At 63.6% G+C, this 15,450-nt stretch carries 14 protein-coding genes and 5 tRNA genes; 7 read left to right on the top strand and 12 right to left on the bottom strand.

Going from position 1 to position 15,450, the window contains the following annotated elements:
* The first annotated feature begins 17 nt into the window (after positions 1-17).
* From HV711_RS07800 to aceA, 3 genes are all read left to right on the top strand, one after another.
* Positions 18-287, top strand: a complete 270-nt coding sequence (locus HV711_RS07800) for an acyl-CoA-binding protein (protein WP_013588827.1) — start codon at positions 18-20, stop codon at positions 285-287.
* A 418-nt stretch (positions 288-705) separates the two neighbouring features.
* Positions 706-2,289 carry a DEAD/DEAH box helicase gene (locus HV711_RS07795; RefSeq protein ID WP_175145044.1) on the top strand — a complete coding sequence of 528 codons (1,584 nt, stop codon included), beginning with the start codon at positions 706-708 and terminating at the stop codon, positions 2,287-2,289.
* Positions 2,290-2,820: 531 nt separating this feature from the next.
* Positions 2,821-4,128, top strand: coding sequence for an isocitrate lyase (gene aceA, locus HV711_RS07790; protein WP_028363371.1), 1,308 nt, complete (start codon positions 2,821-2,823; stop codon positions 4,126-4,128).
* 295 nt (positions 4,129-4,423) lie between these two features.
* On the opposite strand, the gene HV711_RS07785 is transcribed toward aceA, so the two are convergent.
* A complete protein-coding gene (locus tag HV711_RS07785; RefSeq protein WP_013588830.1) occupies positions 4,424-4,858 on the bottom strand; it encodes a universal stress protein in 435 nt (144 codons plus the stop codon).
* Between the two features lie 137 nt (positions 4,859-4,995).
* On the bottom strand, positions 4,996-5,898 hold the full coding sequence (locus HV711_RS07780) for a LysR family transcriptional regulator (protein ID WP_035477849.1): 903 nt from the start codon (positions 5,896-5,898) through the stop codon (positions 4,996-4,998).
* Between the two features lie 148 nt (positions 5,899-6,046).
* Here HV711_RS07780 and HV711_RS07775 point away from each other — a divergent pair, with 148 nt between their 5' ends.
* On the top strand, positions 6,047-6,910 hold the full coding sequence (locus tag HV711_RS07775; RefSeq protein ID WP_035477847.1) for a (S)-2-haloacid dehalogenase: 864 nt from the start codon (positions 6,047-6,049) through the stop codon (positions 6,908-6,910).
* 93 nt (positions 6,911-7,003) lie between these two features.
* Entirely contained in the window at positions 7,004-8,605 is a 1,602-nt protein-coding gene (gene aceB / locus HV711_RS07770; RefSeq protein ID WP_035477845.1) for a malate synthase A, read from the top strand.
* Positions 8,606-8,736: 131 nt separating this feature from the next.
* Here the strand turns inward: aceB and HV711_RS07765 are convergent, their stop codons facing one another.
* Positions 8,737-9,138 (bottom strand): gamma-glutamylcyclotransferase family protein, encoded by a 402-nt coding sequence (locus HV711_RS07765; RefSeq protein ID WP_028363374.1) that lies wholly within the window; start codon positions 9,136-9,138, stop codon positions 8,737-8,739.
* 167 nt (positions 9,139-9,305) lie between these two features.
* On the opposite strand from HV711_RS07765, the gene HV711_RS07760 reads away from it, so the two are divergent.
* On the top strand, positions 9,306-10,220 hold the full coding sequence (locus tag HV711_RS07760) for an AraC family transcriptional regulator (RefSeq protein ID WP_035477880.1): 915 nt from the start codon (positions 9,306-9,308) through the stop codon (positions 10,218-10,220).
* Between the two features lie 15 nt (positions 10,221-10,235).
* On the opposite strand, the gene HV711_RS07755 is transcribed toward HV711_RS07760, so the two are convergent.
* From HV711_RS07755 to HV711_RS07720, 8 genes are all read right to left on the bottom strand, one after another.
* Positions 10,236-10,700, bottom strand: a complete 465-nt coding sequence (locus HV711_RS07755; RefSeq protein ID WP_013588836.1) for a GNAT family N-acetyltransferase — start codon at positions 10,698-10,700, stop codon at positions 10,236-10,238.
* Between the two features lie 142 nt (positions 10,701-10,842).
* Positions 10,843-10,919, bottom strand: a tRNA-Asp gene (locus HV711_RS07750).
* 50 nt (positions 10,920-10,969) lie between these two features.
* Positions 10,970-11,045: transfer RNA gene (locus HV711_RS07745), tRNA-Glu, on the bottom strand.
* Positions 11,046-11,106: 61 nt separating this feature from the next.
* Positions 11,107-11,183, bottom strand: a tRNA-Asp gene (locus HV711_RS07740).
* A gap of 81 nt (positions 11,184-11,264) precedes the next feature.
* Positions 11,265-11,340: transfer RNA gene (locus tag HV711_RS07735), tRNA-Glu, on the bottom strand.
* 179 nt (positions 11,341-11,519) lie between these two features.
* Positions 11,520-11,595, bottom strand: a tRNA-Ala gene (locus HV711_RS07730).
* 145 nt (positions 11,596-11,740) lie between these two features.
* Positions 11,741-13,150: a glutamate--tRNA ligase gene (gltX, locus tag HV711_RS07725; protein ID WP_035477843.1), complete on the bottom strand. Its 1,410-nt coding sequence runs from the start codon at positions 13,148-13,150 to the stop codon at positions 11,741-11,743.
* A 272-nt stretch (positions 13,151-13,422) separates the two neighbouring features.
* Positions 13,423-13,680 carry a hypothetical protein gene (locus tag HV711_RS07720; protein ID WP_175145038.1) on the bottom strand — a complete coding sequence of 86 codons (258 nt, stop codon included), beginning with the start codon at positions 13,678-13,680 and terminating at the stop codon, positions 13,423-13,425.
* On the opposite strand from HV711_RS07720, the gene HV711_RS07715 reads away from it, so the two are divergent.
* Positions 13,589-14,545, top strand: coding sequence for a patatin-like phospholipase family protein (locus HV711_RS07715; RefSeq protein ID WP_013588838.1), 957 nt, complete (start codon positions 13,589-13,591; stop codon positions 14,543-14,545). The genes HV711_RS07720 and HV711_RS07715 overlap by 92 nt on opposite strands.
* 150 nt (positions 14,546-14,695) lie before the next feature.
* Here HV711_RS07715 and HV711_RS07710 read toward each other — a convergent pair whose 3' ends face one another.
* Positions 14,696-15,361: a C40 family peptidase gene (locus HV711_RS07710; RefSeq protein WP_035477842.1), complete on the bottom strand. Its 666-nt coding sequence runs from the start codon at positions 15,359-15,361 to the stop codon at positions 14,696-14,698.
* Between the last annotated feature and the right edge of the window lie 89 nt (positions 15,362-15,450).

Here is a 15,450-nt window from a genome sequence, read left to right as displayed (position 1 = left end):
TCCCGCCGGAGAGCAAGATGACGGATCTCGACACCCAGTTCACGCAAGCGCAGGAAGACGTCAAGCAACTGCCCGAGCGCCCGGGCAACCTCACGCTGCTGCGCCTTTACGCGCTCTTCAAGCAAGCGAGCGAAGGCGACGTGCACGGCGACAAGCCGGGCTTCACCGACATTGTCGGCAAGTACAAATACGACGCGTGGGCCGCCCTGAAAGGCACTTCGCAGGATGCGGCGAAGCAGCAATACGTGGAACTCGTCGAATCGCTGAAGAGCGGCGCGTCTGCCTGAAACTGCGGGCGGCCTGCGGGCGCCTGCTGGCGCCGCCGTGCCGCCCGTTTTGCCCTAAGAAATCTCCAAATAGTGGCGCACTGCAACAAAACCCTATACAATGCCGTCTGCGCTTCACTGCTTTGCCCGGCTTTCACCAGCGGCCGTTGCGGCGCAGCGCCTCGTAGCGTTTAGCTCCAATCCAGTTTAGAACCTGTCCCCTCCTGCCTAGCCCTCTACGGGCGATCATGTCCCAGGCTGGCGGCAAGCCATGTTGGCGTGTCGCATCCGATACAGCTTCTAACGAAAAACTCGCCTTCATTGTTGCGAGTTGCCCCCGTTTTTCGATTTGCTCGCTGCTTCTTTGCTCGCTGAATCCGACGACTTGGGTATGCCGATTGGCGCCGACGTTTTAACTCCCTGTGTTTTAAGGATTCTCATGACTTCGAGCAATACCTCCAGCAGCCCGTTGAACGCCATCGCCGATCAGGCCCTCGGTTTCGCCGACGCTCCCGCCCAAGCCGCAGCCGCTGCTGCCGCGCCCGCCGGCCCGACGTTCGCGTCGCTCGGTCTGTCCGCGGATGTCGTCTCCGCCCTGACCGCCGCTGGCTATCAGAACCCGACGCCGGTTCAGCAGCGCGCGGTTCCCGCCGGCATCGCCGGCCGCGACCTGCTGGTCTCGAGCCCGACCGGTTCGGGCAAGACCGCCGCGTTCATGCTGCCCGCCATCGAACGTTTCGCGCAATTGCAAAAGGCGCAGGCCAGCCAGCCCCGCGAGCCGCGTCCGGCCGACGGCGGCCGTGGCCGCCGCCCGCAACCGGTTGCCCGTCCGACTATGCTCGTGCTGACGCCGACCCGCGAACTCGCCATGCAGGTCACGACCGCCGCGGCCACGTACGGCAAGCACCTGAAGCGCCTGCGCACCGTCAGCATTCTCGGCGGCGTCGCTTACGGCCAGCAATTGATGCTGCTCGCGAAGAACCCCGAAATCCTCGTTGCCACGCCGGGCCGTCTGATCGACCACCTGGAGCGCGGCCGCATCGACCTGTCGCAACTGCAGATTCTCGTGCTCGACGAAGCCGACCGCATGCTCGACATGGGTTTCATCGACGACATCGACACGATCGTCGCGGCGACGCCGGCCACGCGTCAGACCATGCTGTTCTCGGCCACGCTCGACGGCAAGATCGGCTCGCTGACCGGCCGTCTGCTGAAGGATCCGGAGCGTATCGAGATCGTTCAGCGCATGGAACAGCGCACCAACATCGCGCAAACCGTTCATTACGTCGACGACCGCGATCACAAGGACCGTCTGCTCGACCATCTGTTGCGCGACGCGGGCCTCGACCAGGCCATCGTCTTCACGGCCACCAAGATGGACGCCGACCAACTGGCCGGCCGTCTTGCCGACGCGGGCTTTGAATCGGCGGCACTGCACGGCGACCTGCCGCAAGGCGCGCGTAACCGCACCATTCGCGCACTGCGCGAGCGCCGCGTGCGCGTGCTGGTCGCAACGGACGTCGCCGCTCGCGGCATCGACATTCCGGGCATCACGCACGTGTTCAACTACGACCTGCCGAAGTTCGCCGAAGACTACGTGCACCGCATCGGCCGTACGGGCCGCGCGGGCCGCTCGGGTATCGCGGTGAGCCTCGTGCATCACGCCGAACAGGGCGCGCTCAAGCGTATCGAGCGCTTCGTGCGCACGCCGCTGCCGGTGAACGTCGTCGAAGGTTTCGAGCCGCGCAAGTCGGCGCCGTCGGGTAACGGCCGGCCTGGCTTTGGCGGCCGCGGCCGTCCGGGCGGCAATGGCGGCGGACGCCGCTTCGGCAGCGGCTCGGGCAAGCCGGGCGGCAACGGCGGCGGTTCGCGCAGCGGCAGCGGCGGCTGGGCAGGCAAGTCGTCGGGCGGCGGTTCGCGTGACGGCTACGGCGGTTCCCGCGAAGGCTACGGCGGCTCGCGTGACGGCGGCTACGGCGCCCGCCGCAGCGACGGTCCGCGTACGGCGCGTCGCGGCAGCTAAACCATACAGTTAGCGCAGCGCCCACCTGCGCTGAAGGCGTCGGCCGGCAGCAGTTTGCCGGCCTTGCCGGCCTCGCGGCGGCAGCCGTCATCCGGCTGGCGCTGGCAGCACAATAACTAACGCAACAGTGACTTGAACAACCTGATCGCGCTCCGAAGCACGCGCGGTCGACATGAAAAACCGGTGCCCTGCACCGGTTTTTTTTTTCGCCTGCAATTCCTCGCCGCCAATATTTCATGATGTAAAAAATTTTTTTGCGTCGTAAAAAATCGTGCTGCAAGGCACAAAGGTGCCTATTGCAACATGGAAAAAGTCGTTTCTTTATATGAAACGTCGATCACAACACCTTGATTTTAAATCAATATAATTATTTGAAAATCGTTCGCCGACGACTATTGCGCGTCTACTGATTTGCCTAGACTCTTATATAAGACTTCACGAAACGAATCGCCTTGCTCCTGAACTGAAGGCGGATCGCTACGGCGAAGACAGAGTCCACCATCCGTTTCTTAGGCAACCAAGGAGAACACCATGACGACGCGCGAAGAACAAGCCCGCCAACTTCAACAGCAATGGGAAACCGATCCGCGCTGGAAAGGCGTCAAGCGCAGCTACACGGCCGAGGACGTGATCCGTCTGCGCGGTTCGCTGCAGGTCGAGCACACGCTCGCGAAGCGCGGCGCCGAAAAACTCTGGCACAGCGTGAACACCGAGCCGTTCGTCAACTCGCTCGGCGCGCTCACCGGTAACCAGGCGATGCAACAGGTCAAGGCCGGGCTGAAGGCGATCTACCTGTCGGGCTGGCAGGTGGCGGGCGACGCGAACGTGGCCGGCGAAATGTATCCCGACCAGTCGCTGTACCCGGCGAATTCGGTGCCGCTCGTCGTCAAGCGCATCAACAACACGCTCACGCGCGCCGACCAGATCCAGTGGTCGGAAGGCAAGAATCCGGGCGACGAAGGCTATATCGACTACTTTGCACCGATCGTCGCCGATGCCGAAGCCGGTTTCGGCGGCGTGCTGAACGCGTTCGAACTGATGAAGGCCATGATCGAAGCCGGCGCCGCCGGCGTGCACTTCGAAGACCAGCTCGCCTCGGTGAAGAAGTGCGGCCACATGGGCGGCAAGGTGCTCGTGCCGACGCGCGAAAACATCGCCAAGCTGACGGCCGCGCGTCTCGCCGCCGACGTCTGCGGCGTGCCGACCGTGCTGCTCGCCCGCACCGATGCCGAAGCCGCCGACCTGATCACCTCGGACGTGGACGAAAACGACAAGCCGTTCCTGACCGGCGAGCGCACCGTCGAAGGCTTCTACCGCACGAAGCCGGGTCTCGAACAGGCGATTTCGCGCGGCCTCGCCTATGCGCCGTACGCCGACATGATCTGGTGCGAAACCGGCAAGCCGGACCTCGAGTTTGCGAAGAAATTCGCGGACGCGATCCACAAGGAGTACCCGGATCAACTGCTGTCGTACAACTGCTCGCCGTCGTTCAACTGGAAGAAGAATCTCGACGACGCGACCATCGCCAAGTTCCAGCGCGAACTCGGCGCGATGGGCTACAAGTTCCAGTTCATCACGCTCGCCGGCTTCCACGCGCTGAACTACTCGATGTTCAACCTCGCGCACGGCTACGCGCGCAATCAGATGACCGCGTTCGTCGAAATGCAGCAGGCCGAATTCGCGGCGGCGGAAAAGGGCTTCACCGCCGTCAAGCACCAGCGCGAAGTGGGCACGGGCTATTTCGACGCGGTCACGCAGACGGTGGAGCGCGAAGCGTCGACGACCGCGCTGCACGGCTCGACGGAAGACGAACAGTTCTTCGACAAGAAAGTCGCGTGACGGCCTCTCGCGGCCTGATCGCGAAAACGCAAGGCAGATGACGGTTGCTGACGGCGCAGCGGTTGCGCCGGCCAGCCACCGTCAACAGGGAGGAGCCTCGGCATCGGCGGCCGGCCGCATCTTTGCTGGAAGCGGCCAGCGCCGGTGGCGAGGATTCGATATAAGGCGGGGGCTGCATAAAGCCAGCACAACCGGACCCAGGCGGATGGTGGGATTGTGCGGCGAACGAACGACGCGCCGGCAAAGTTGCCGGCGCGTTTTTCGCTGGGGAACGACCGAGGCGCCTGGCGGAGATTCAGCGATACACGAGCACCGGAATTTTCGTATGCGTGAGCACGCGCTGCGTTTCGCTGCCGATCAGCAGACTGCCGAGACCGCGCCGCCCGTGTGAGGCCATGAAGATGACGTCGCAGCCGCTCTGCTCCGCCGCTTCGATGATGCCGAGATACGGCGCGGGGTGCACGCTCGTGCGTCGATCGACCACCACCCCGACGCGGCTCGCGGCAAATTCTACCTCGCGCAGATGCTCCTGCGCTTCGCGTTCGCTGCGGTCGAGAAATTCGGACGGCGGCTCGACGGCGATATCGGAGAACGGCGCGTACGGATATTGGGGCAGACAGGCATACGCGGTGATGCGCGCGCCGACTGCCTGCGCAAGGTCGATGGCGCCGGCGATCGCCTTGCGCGAGAGGTCCGAGCCGTCGGTCGGAACGAGAATGTGCTTGAACATGAGCCCTCCGTATCCGTGTCCGGTTGCCGTGCGCGCAGCCGGTCTGCTGCCGCCCTTAAAGCGATTGTAGGTCGCGGAAACCGGCCCCTGACCACCATCGAGGGTCTGTCCGAATATCGAAAACCCGTTGCGCGGCGTCAGCCCCAGTAGTCCGGAAGGCCATACGTATGCTTAAGAAAGTCCAGGAAAAGTCGCACCCGCAGCGGCAAATGGCGGCGCTGCGGAAACACCGCATGAATGCCGATGGGCGGCGCGGCGAATTCGTCGAGCACGCTCACGAGCCGCCCCGCCGCGATGTCCGCGCCGACTTCCCACCAGGAGCGCCACGCGAGGCCGTGACCTTCGAGACACCATTCGTGCAGCACCGCGCCGTCGGAACATTCCATCGTGCCCGACACCTTGATGGACACGACTTTGCCATCCTGCTGGAACACCCAGCCGCGCTGCTGATTGGCGCTCGCGCCGAGCGCGAGACAGTTGTGCTGCGCGAGGTCGGCGAGACTGTGCGGCGCGCTGCGCCGGCTCAGATACGACGGCGACGCCACGCACACGCGCCGGTTTTCGCCGAGCTTGAGCGACACGAGCGACGAATCGGGCAACTCGCCGAGCCGTACGGCGCAATCGAAGCCTTCGTTGACGAGATCCACGAGCCGGTCCGACAGGTCGAGCGTGATGGACACGTCCGGATGCGCGACCGTGAAAGCCGGCACCAGCGGCGCGACGTGGCGGCGTCCGAAACCGGCCGGCGCGGAGAGCCGCAAATGGCCGCTCGCCTTGACACCGCCCGCCGACACGCTCGCCTCGGCGTTCTGCATGTCGTGAATGATGCGCTGACAGTCTTCGAGAAACGCCGAGCCTTCGAACGTCAGCGTGATCTTGCGGGTGGTGCGCACCAGCAGTTTGACGCCGAGGCGCTCCTCCAGCGCGTCGATACGCCGGCCGATGATAGCCGGCGCGACGCCCTCGGCGAGCGCCGCGGCGGACAAGCTGCCTTTGGCCGCGACGGTGACAAAAGTCTCGATCTGCTTGAAACGGTCCATGAAAGGAACGCCGCTCGGGCGGCAAAGTTGGCCGGTGCGCGCCAGATTAGGTGGATGAAAGTAAAAGATCAAGTGATCTTTAGCCTCTTTTTTAGCGCAGAGCAGCGCTAATACAATCTGTCCCGACCTCTGACAGGAGCGCACGGCAATGTCGGCCACAACGACACTCTCCCCCCAAGCAGTGATTTTCGACGCCTACGGCACGCTCTTCGACGTGCACTCGGTAATCGCTGCCGCGGAGCAGATCTTCCCCGGGCGCGGCGACGCGCTCTCCCAGTTGTGGCGGCAAAAGCAGATCGAATACACGCAGTTGCGCACGCTCGCCGGCCTCAGCAACGGCGACGGCGACGGCGCCGCGCACTATCGGCCGTTCTGGGACATCACGCTCGACGCGCTCCGTTTCTCGGCAAAAAAACTTCAACTGACGCTCGGCCGGACCGCTGAAAAACGTCTGATGGACGAGTACGCGTGCCTGTCCGCCTTTCCCGACGCGGTGCCCGCGCTGCGCGCGCTGCGCTCGTCCGGCAGCGGCTCGCCTTTGACCGCGGCGCTTCCAGGCGCCTCGTCCGCAAGAGACAAAGCGGCGGCTCACGCGCCCGGCCTTGCGATTCTTTCGAACGGCAATCCGCAGATGCTCGACGTCGCGGTCAAGAGCGCCGGCATGAGCGGCCTCTTCGACCACGTGCTGTCCGTCGACGCCGTGCGCGCGTACAAACCCGCGCCGGCCGCCTACGCGCTCGGCACGCGAGCCTTCGGCGCGGCGGCCCGCGAAATCGTCTTCGTTTCATCGAACGGCTGGGACGTGGCCGGCGCGACGTGGTTCGGCTTCACCACGTTCTGGCTCAACCGTCAGAACGCGCCGCTCGAGGAACTGGGCGTAACACCGCATGGCACGGGCGCGGGCATGAGCGATCTGCTGGCCTTTCTGAGCACGCTTGCCCCGGCAGGACGAACGGCGCGCACTGGACGCACCGTCGCGGCAAGCCGCACGCGCGCAGGCAAAGATGCATGAGCCTCTGCGACGCAACCGACTCGACAACTCACTTAACGACCTCACCGCTTTTCAACTTTGCATTTTCGCAATCTGACCGACCAAGGAGAAAACATGGCGAATTCGCAGTCATCGTTGTCGCTGCCGCAGGGCGTGGCAATCACCGGCGAAATCAAACCGGGTTATGAAGCAATTCTGACCCGCGAGGCGCTCGAACTCGTCGCCGCGCTGCATCGCACCTTCGAGCCGCGCCGTCAGCAGCTGCTGCAGGCGCGCGCGGAACGCATGAAGCGTCTCGACGCGGGCGAGCGCCCCGACTTCCTCGCCGAGACGAAGAGCGTGCGCGAGAGCGACTGGACCATCGCGCCGCTGCCGCACGACCTGCAACGCCGCCGCGTCGAAATCACGGGGCCGGTGGAGCGCAAGATGATCATCAACGCGCTGAACTCCGGCGCGGATTCGTACATGACCGACTTCGAGGATTCGAATGCGCCGAGCTGGGACAACCAGATCACCGGCCATATCAACCTGAAGGACGCCGTGCGCCGCACGATTTCGCTGGAGCAGAACGGCAAGCACTACAAGCTGAACGACACCATCGCCACGCTGATCGTGCGCCCGCGCGGCTGGCACCTCGACGAGAAGCACGTGAGCGTGGACGGCAAGCGCGTGTCCGGCGGCATCTTCGACTTCGCGCTCTTCATGGTGCATAACGCGAAGGAACTGATCGCGCGCGGCTCGGGCCCCTACTTCTATCTGCCGAAGATGGAAAGCCACCTCGAGGCGCGTCTGTGGAACGACATCTTCGTCGCTGCGCAGGAAGCGGTCGGCGTGCCGCGCGGCACGATTCGCGCGACGGTGCTGATCGAAACCATTCTCGCCGCGTTCGAAATGGACGAAATCCTGTACGAGCTGCGCGAACACAGCTCGGGCCTGAACGCGGGCCGCTGGGACTACATCTTCTCGGCAATCAAGAAGTTCAAGGCCGACCGCGACTTCTGCCTCGCAGACCGCTCGCAGATCACGATGACCTCGCCCTTCATGCGCGCCTATGCGCTGTTGCTGCTGAAGACTTGCCACCGCCGCAATGCGCCCGCTATCGGCGGCATGAGCGCGCTGATTCCGATCAAGAACGACCCGGCTGCGAACGACAAGGCGATGGCCGGCGTGCGCTCGGACAAGGCGCGCGATGCGGGCGACGGCTACGACGGCGGCTGGGTTGCGCACCCGGGGCTCGTGCCCATCGCAATGGAAGAATTCGTCAAGGTGCTCGGGGACAAACCGAACCAGATCGGCAAGCAACGCGACGACGTGCTCGTCACCGCGACGGATCTGCTCGACTTCCGCCCAGAGACGCCGATTACAGAAGCCGGTTTGCGCAACAACATCAACGTCGGCATTCACTACCTGGGTTCGTGGCTCGCGGGCAATGGCTGCGTGCCGATCCACAATCTGATGGAAGACGCCGCGACCGCCGAGATTTCGCGCTCGCAGGTGTGGCAATGGATCCGCTCGCCGAAGGGCACGCTCGACGACGGCCGCAAGGTGACCGCTGAACTGGTGCGCGAGCTGGCCGTGCAGGAACTCGACAAGGTGAAGCAGGCGGTGGGCGGCGATACCGCGCCGTACGAGCGCGCCGCGCAAATCTTCGAGCAGATGTCGACGTCCGCGCAGTTCACGGACTTCCTGACGCTGCCGCTCTACGAAGAAATCTGAACGTGAATGTGCTGCTCGTCACGGCGAGCTGGCGAGAAGATTGACCGGCCTGACGGCCCGCCAGGCCTCGTTGCCTCGCGGGCCGCTTTTTTGCGGCGCGCGCGTGCTTGCGTGTGCGCTGCGGTTTTGGATCAGCGCGTCGTGCGGTGTTTGACCCAATCGCCGGATCGGATTTCGGGCAGCCCTTTCACCGCGTGAGGCGCAACCGGATAGAAGCGGCAGTTCACCACATTGCCGTCCACTTTCACCATGACTTCGCGCGCCAGAAAGCGATCTTCGACGCCGGGGTACACCGCCTCGATTTCGTCGAGCACGGCAACGAGTTCATCGTCGATCTCGTAGACGTCGCCGATCACCTCCACGCCCTCTTCGTCGACGACGAGGCCCGGGTACGAGCCGAAGTCGAACAAATGGCCGCGAACCGTGGCCGTTCCGAGCAGCGTCGGCTCGGCGATCTCGTTGCGCGCCGCGGCTTCGCGGATGTCGTTCACTTCGCCCGCTCGCAGCGTGCCGTAGACAAAGACGGTTTGCATCGTCGTTCGTGCTCCTCGAGTAGGGGTCGACAATCCCGCCATTATGCAACGGCGAAAAGCGCGCACGCTCTACAATGGAAACCCGCCCGCGATTGCGCTTCATATCGCCGCGCTTCGTTTCGCCGCGTTTCATTTGTGGCGTTTCGTTTTTTGGATCGACCTTTGTCATGACTCCGTACGCCGGTTCGGACCGGTCGAGCTTCGTCAGCCTGACCGACACGCCGCCAGAATTCCAGCCGAACGAAGCGCACCCCATTCGCGTGCGCTCGCGTCCCATGCCCATGGGTTCGCATTTCGCGCGTCATCAGCATGCGTGGGCGCAGGTCGCGTACGCGCCGCGCGGCGTGCTGCGGGTGGCCACGACCGGCACCACGTGGATGGTGCCGCCCTCGCGCGCGATCTGGGTGCCGCCGCATGTCACGCACGAGGTCGTGGCCGTGGAGGATGCGTTTCTGCGCACGCTGTACATCACCGAAAACGCGGTGCCCGCGGGGCTCGACGCGCCGCGCGTGGTCGAAGTCTCGAACCTGCTGCGCGAGGTGATTGCCGCGCTGGATACGCCCGGCATCTCGCCCGAGCGCGAACGCCTGCTGGGCGCACTCGCGCTCGACGAGCTGACGCGCTCCGAACCGCTGCCCCTTTCCGTGCCGATGCCGAACGAAAAGCGCCTGCGTGCGCTGTGCGAGGCGGTGATCGCCGATCCGACGCCCGCCGAGTCGCTCGAACAATGGGCGGCGAGCGTCGGCGCCAGTACGCGCACCATCGCGCGGCTCTTCCGCCAGGAACTCGGCGTGAGTTTTTCGCAGTGGCGGCAACAGGCGATTCTGGCGCGCGCGATCCCTTTGCTAAGCCAGGGGCGGCCGCTCTCCCATGTCGCGCAGGAGTTGGGCTATCAGAGCCAGAGCGCGTTTTCCGCGATGTTTCGCCGGGCCTTTGGCGAAAGTCCGCGCGCGTTTATCGAACGTGGCTCGGAACATCGGCTGGAAAATGACGGAAGCGCCAACGACGCCGTTTCTGCGGATGCACGCGTTGAAGAGAGGGCGTCGAACTATGCGGACGCGCGCGGCGACGCGCACCGCTAAACGCGAATCGTCACGTCAAACCCGCCGCGCCAGATGACGGATCGCGCCAAGCTGCGCGAGCCGCGGCCCGGCGAGCTTGTAGCCCTTGCGCTGATAGAGCCGTGCCGCGGGGTTGTCGACGAACACGCGCAACTGCAGTTCGCGCAGACCGCGCTCGCGCGCCCATTGGTGCGACATGTCGAGCAGATAGGTGCCGGCGCCGAGCCGCCGGTAGCCTTCCGCGATCTGCACGTCGCGAATATGCAGCGAATCGCCCTCCTGCGTGATGCGTAGCACGCCGATCGCCTTGCCGTCCATTTCGAGGATGAAGTTTTCCGACTCGCGCCAGCTGCCGAGAAAGAGATCGCCGCGCCAGACAAGATGATGCCGCTGATAGTAGCCGCCCATGTTGCCGTGAGTCAGCGCCTCGGCGAACTCGAAATCGTCCATGCTGGCTTTGCGCAGATGGAACGGTGACGGAGCTTCGGTTGGATCGAACATGGCGGCACGACGAAGAGAAGTCGGGATAAACGGTAAAACAGGCCGCGCGCGCTGGCAATGGCTGTTTGTCCCGAGCATAGCCAGGCCGGCAGGCAGCGGAAATAAAAAAAGCCCACTCCTTTCGAAGTGGGCTTTTCAAATCTGGCGGAGCGGACGGGACTCGAACCCGCGACCCCCGGCGTGACAGGCCGGTATTCTAACCAACTGAACTACCGCTCCAGATTTTCACACTGCACCGTTCAACTTCCTACCGAACGACGCCGATGTTCTGGCGTCCCCTAGGGGATTCGAACCCCTGTACTCACCGTGAAAGGGTGATGTCCTAGGCCTCTAGACGAAGGGGACAACGTACTGCTTACACCTTTAATGAAAAAGCCCGTTCAAGTTTGTATGAACGGGCTTTGTCTGGCGGAGTGGACGGGACTCGAACCCGCGACCCCCGGCGTGACAGGCCGGTATTCTAACCGACTGAACTACCACTCCAGTCTTTACACCCTGGCTTGCGAGCGTCGGTTATTTCTCTGCAAGCTGCGCTGCTTTACTTCATAAAGCGACGCCGATGTTTGGCGTCCCCTAGGGGATTCGAACCCCTGTACTCACCGTGAAAGGGTGATGTCCTAGGCCTCTAGACGAAGGGGACATAATCTTTTCAGATCTGTCTTTTACTCACCGCTGACCTTGAATCAACTAACATGAAGCTGCTTGCCAGTTATTCGCTTCGTCAACTGCGAAGACCGCTATTTTAACTACGATACTGCTGTTTGGGAAGTCTTTTTTGCTACAAGTTCCAGACTTCGGAACGACTTCACTCTGCTCTGATGGTGGAGGTAAGCGGGATCGAACCGCTGACCTCTTGCATGCCATGCAAGCGCTCTCCCAGCTGAGCTATACCCCCCTTGCAGAACAGAAACGAGATTCTAGAGGCCAATTTGCGCTTTGTAAATACCCTTTGAGCAATTGCATGCGACTTTTTTCCAAAGACGCATGCAATCCCTCTCAACGCACGCGCGAACGCTCCGGCAAGGCGTGCCGCGATCGCGTTATGCCAGCGCTTTCTCGATACGGCTCACCACCACATCGCGGCCGAACAGCATCAGCACCGTATCGATAGACGGCGTATGCGTCGTGCCCGCCACCAGCAGACGAACCGGCATGGCGAGTTGCGGCATCTTCAGCTTGTGCGCGGAAAGCGTGGCCTTGAGCGCGGCGGCGATCGCCTCCTTGGTCCACTCGACGGTCTTCAACGCGGCAGCCAGCTCGCCGAGCGCCGGGCGCACTGCGTCGGTCACATGTTGCGCGAGGGCTTCCGCATCCGGGGCGGGCGTGCGATAGAACATCGCCGCGCTCTCTGCAATCTCCTTGACCGTGGACGCGCGGTCCTTCAGCAAGCCCACCACGGCGCTCAGGTCGGCGCCTTGCGCGATGGCCGCCTCGTCGATACCCAGTTCGGCGAGGAACGGCCGCGCGAGGCCGGCAAGGCGCGCGTTGTCCGCTTCCTTGATGTAATGCGCGTTGAGCCAGTTGAGCTTGTCGTGGTCGTACTGCGCCGGCGACTTGCCGAGATGTTCCAGATCGAACCATTCGACAAACTGCTCACGCGAGAAAATCTCCGCGTCGCCATGCGACCAGCCGAGGCGCGCGAGATAGTTCACCACGGCCTCGGGCAGGTAGCCGGCGTCGCGATAGCCCATTACGCTCATCGCGCCGTGACGCTTGCTCATCTTTTCGCCCTGCTCGTTGAGCACGGTCGGCAAGTGCGCGTACACCGGCGGCTCGCCGCCGAGTGCGCGCAGAATATTGATCTGCCGCGGCGTGTTGTTCACGTGATCGTCGCCGCGAATCACGTGCGTGATGCGCATGTCCAGATCGTCCACCACCACACAGAAGTTGTAGGTCGGCGTGCCGTCCGGCCGCGCGATCACGAGGTCGTCCAGCTCCTCGTTCGAGATTTCGATGCGCCCTTTCACCGCGTCGTCCCAGGCCACCGTGCCGGTGAGCGGATTACGGAAGCGCAGCACCGGCTGCACGCCCGCCGGCGGCTCGGGCAACACCTTGCCCGGCTCGGGACGCCACGTGCCGTCGTAGCGCGGTTTTTCGCCGGCCTCGCGCTGGCGCTCGCGCAGCGCGTCGAGTTCTTCGGTCGACATGTAGCACGGATACACGAGCCCCGCGTCGCGCATCTGCTGAAGCACTTCGCGGTAGCGGTCCATGCGCTGCATCTGGTAGAACGGGCCTTCGTCGAAATCGAGGCCGAGCCATTCCATGCCTTCCAGGATGGCGTCGACGGATTCAGTGGTGGAACGCTCGACGTCCGTGTCCTCGATCCGCAGTACGAAGGTCCCTTTCATCTTGCGCGCGAACGCCCACGGATAAAGCGCGGAGCGGATGTTGCCGAGGTGAATGAAGCCGGTGGGACTCGGTGCGAAACGGGTGCGAACGGAGGTGGTCATTAGCGTTACTCGAAGACGGGCGCCGGCGCCGGACAGATACAGCCAGTCAGGCGCGGCAGCGAACCGCGTCCATGCAGCGGGACGACAGCCGTGCATGGACACGAAGGAATCAAAGCAAGAGCCGAATTATACCTTTCGAGAGCGGCGCGCCGCCCTCATCCGAACGGCCAGGCGGGGCGTCTCCGTGGTGTCGTGATTGCGTCCCGAATGGTGCCCTGTAGGCGTCCTGATCGCGTGCTGTCGCCCAGAGGCGGTGTCTCTGCAACGTTTCATTACAGGCCCGCGCGCCCGCGCCCCTTTGCTTTATGATGTGCGCGCGCCAGGGCACACACGCCGCCCGCGCGCATGAAACCGCTCATCGCGGTCGCCTCGACCTTTGCCTGATCGCGGCACGAGGCGGCGCCCGTCACGCCGCCTGCGCCGTTGCTGGAGAATTCGTTGAAACCTTCATCACCTCGTTTCGGCCGTCGCAACTTTTCGCTCGCCGCCGCCTCAGCGGTGCTGGCCGCCTGCACCACGGCCGGCAGCAAAATCGACGGAATGTCGACGTCGAATGGCACCGCCACACCAGGCACGAGCACCCCGCCGCTCGACAAGCCGCAGCGCCCGCTTCGCGTCGCGCTCGCGCTAGGCGGCGGCGCGGCGCGCGGTTTCGCGCACATCGGCGTGATCAAGGCGCTGGAGGCGCGCAATATTCAGGTGGACCTCGTCGCCGGCACGAGCGCCGGGTCGGTGGTCGGCGCGCTCTATGCGTCGGGCATGAACGGCTTCGCGCTGAACAAGCTCGCACTGACCATGGACGAAGCGTCGATCAGCGACTGGGCGATGCCGTTTCGCACGCGCGGCCTGCTGCAAGGCATCGCGCTGCAGAATTATCTGAATACGACGCTCAACAATCGGCCGATCGAGAAAATGGTGAAGCCGCTCGGCGTCGTCGCCACCGACCTGAAAACCGGCCAGCCCATTCTCTTTCAGCGCGGCAATACGGGCGTGGCGGTGCGGGCGTCATGCAGCGTGCCGTCCATTTTCGAGCCGGTGAAAATCGGCGGGCATGAATACGTGGACGGCGGTCTCGTGAGTCCGGTGCCCGCATCGTTCGCACGCAAGATGGGCGCGGACTTCGTGATCGCGGTGGATATTTCGCAGCGCCCGGAAAGCGGCCTCACAGCCAGCTCGTTCGACGTGCTCATGCAGACTTTCACGATCATGGGCCAGACCATCAAAGCCTATGAACTCGACAAATACGCCGACGTCGTGATCCGGCCGAATCTCGCGGCCATGAGCGGCAGCGACTTCTCGCAGCGCAACGCCGCAATTCTCGCCGGCGAAGAAGCCGTCGCGAAGATCATGCCGGAGCTGCAACGCAAGCTGACGGCGAGCCGCGCGGCGGTTTAGCGAGGTCAGGCATCGCGGCCGCCAGTCGCGGCTGCGCACGGCCTCATCCGTAGACGGGCTGTCAACAAAAAAGCCTGCTTCTTTCGAAGCAGGCCTTTTTTTTGTGGCTTCGGCTCCAGGCGGTGCGCCTGCACCGCCTGGCGGCAAAAATCAGTTGTTTCCGCCGATCGTCGCATTCACGCGCTTGCGCAGGTCTTCGCCGCTCTGGTACGACGTCTCGATCCGGCGCGCGCCGGTGAAGCGCTTTTCCCAGTAGCCGTCATCCATGTCGTCGACGCGGATCGTGCTGCCGGTGGACGGCGAATGCACGAACTTGTTGTCGCCGATATAGATGCCCACGTGCGAGAACGTGCGGCGCATGGTGTTGAAGAACACCAAGTCACCCGGCTTCAGATCGCTCACGCGGACCTTTTCGCCGACGCGGCTCATTTCCTCGGCGCGGCGCGGCAGCGCCATGCCCAGCGTGTCCTGGAACACGTAGCGCACGAAGCCGCTGCAATCGAGCCCGGAATCAGGCGTATTGCCACCCCAGCGGTAGCGTACGCCGATCATATTCAGCGCGCCGACGACGACATCGCCCGCCTTGCCGGCCATGCCCGACAGGAACGATTTCGCGCTGCTGTCGGTGTTGCCGCCGACGGACTGCGAGCTGGAAGAGGACGGGGAATTCGCCGGAGTGCTCGGCGAAAATGAGGCATTCTGATTGAAACTGCTTACTTCGTCGGCGAAAGCGCCGGGAGCTGCTGCGATCAAGACGCCAATGAACATCCCGGCGACGGCGCGCGTGCAAGCCTGGGTCAGATTTCTGTGCTGCATTGGTCGGTAGTTTTTGCTAAAGAATCAGGGGTCTACGGAAAAAAGTTTGGTCGATACTAGCCAGTAAGTATTCATGTGTCAAAACAAAT

It is taken from the genome of Paraburkholderia phenoliruptrix, assembly GCF_902859825.1.
Lineage (GTDB): Bacteria > Pseudomonadota > Gammaproteobacteria > Burkholderiales > Burkholderiaceae > Paraburkholderia > Paraburkholderia phenoliruptrix.
The sequence above is the reverse complement of the archived record's forward strand: the minus strand, read 5'-3'. Positions and strand labels throughout refer to the sequence as shown.

Coding starts and splice junctions, on each gene's coding strand:
- HV711_RS07775 (WP_035477847.1), top strand. CDS start 6,047: ATGTCGGCCACAACGACACTCTCCCCCCAAGCAGTGATTTTCGACGCC.
- HV711_RS07800 (WP_013588827.1), top strand. CDS start 18: ATGACGGATCTCGACACCCAGTTCACGCAAGCGCAGGAAGACGTCAAG.
- HV711_RS07760 (WP_035477880.1), top strand. CDS start 9,306: ATGACTCCGTACGCCGGTTCGGACCGGTCGAGCTTCGTCAGCCTGACC.
- aceB (WP_035477845.1), top strand. CDS start 7,004: ATGGCGAATTCGCAGTCATCGTTGTCGCTGCCGCAGGGCGTGGCAATC.
- HV711_RS07780 (WP_035477849.1), bottom strand. CDS start 5,898: ATGGACCGTTTCAAGCAGATCGAGACTTTTGTCACCGTCGCGGCCAAA.
- HV711_RS07765 (WP_028363374.1), bottom strand. CDS start 9,138: ATGCAAACCGTCTTTGTCTACGGCACGCTGCGAGCGGGCGAAGTGAAC.
- HV711_RS07785 (WP_013588830.1), bottom strand. CDS start 4,858: ATGTTCAAGCACATTCTCGTTCCGACCGACGGCTCGGACCTCTCGCGC.
- HV711_RS07795 (WP_175145044.1), top strand. CDS start 706: ATGACTTCGAGCAATACCTCCAGCAGCCCGTTGAACGCCATCGCCGAT.
- aceA (WP_028363371.1), top strand. CDS start 2,821: ATGACGACGCGCGAAGAACAAGCCCGCCAACTTCAACAGCAATGGGAA.
- HV711_RS07755 (WP_013588836.1), bottom strand. CDS start 10,700: ATGTTCGATCCAACCGAAGCTCCGTCACCGTTCCATCTGCGCAAAGCC.
- gltX (WP_035477843.1), bottom strand. CDS start 13,150: ATGACCACCTCCGTTCGCACCCGTTTCGCACCGAGTCCCACCGGCTTC.
- HV711_RS07710 (WP_035477842.1), bottom strand. CDS start 15,361: ATGCAGCACAGAAATCTGACCCAGGCTTGCACGCGCGCCGTCGCCGGG.